Below are 437 nucleotides of genomic sequence, written 5' to 3'. Positions count from 1 at the left end.
GGGAGTAGTCATCGATGACGGTGTGCACGAATGCGGTGCCGATGTTCGGGTGACCTTTGCCGGTTCTTCCCGTGCGCAGTGCCGTCGTTGCCTTGTGCTTGTCCCCTTGCTGCTTGCCGACGAACCGCCAGCCACCGCCGTCGGGGATGTTGCCGAACTTCGTCACGTCGACGTGGATCATCGCCCCGGGATGGGGATGCTCATATCGGCGGATCGGTTCGCCGGTGACCCGATCGATGCGACTGAGTCGGTTGATACGGCAGCGCACCAGCACCGCATGAACAGTCGAGGCCGGGAGGCCGAGTTCTCCGGCGATCTGTGCCGGGCCGAGCCTGCGTCGCCACCGTGCTTTCACGATCCGTTTGACCAGCTCAGGAGGCGTCTTGGTAGGCATCGAACGCGGCCGGCTGGACCTGTCGATCATCCCCGCAGCCCCC

Annotated in this window: 1 pseudogene; it reads right to left on the bottom strand. The window is 64.8% G+C overall.

Going from position 1 to position 437, the window contains the following annotated elements:
- Positions 1 to 437: pseudogene (locus KHB019_RS15085) on the bottom strand (leucine zipper domain-containing protein); the annotation flags it as partial.

Origin of the sequence: Microbacterium sp. KHB019 (assembly GCF_037285405.1) — a bacterium.
Classification (GTDB): Bacteria; Actinomycetota; Actinomycetes; order Actinomycetales; family Microbacteriaceae; genus Microbacterium.
Note: the sequence above shows the minus strand (reverse complement) of the source record. Positions and strands in the feature narration are given on the sequence as shown.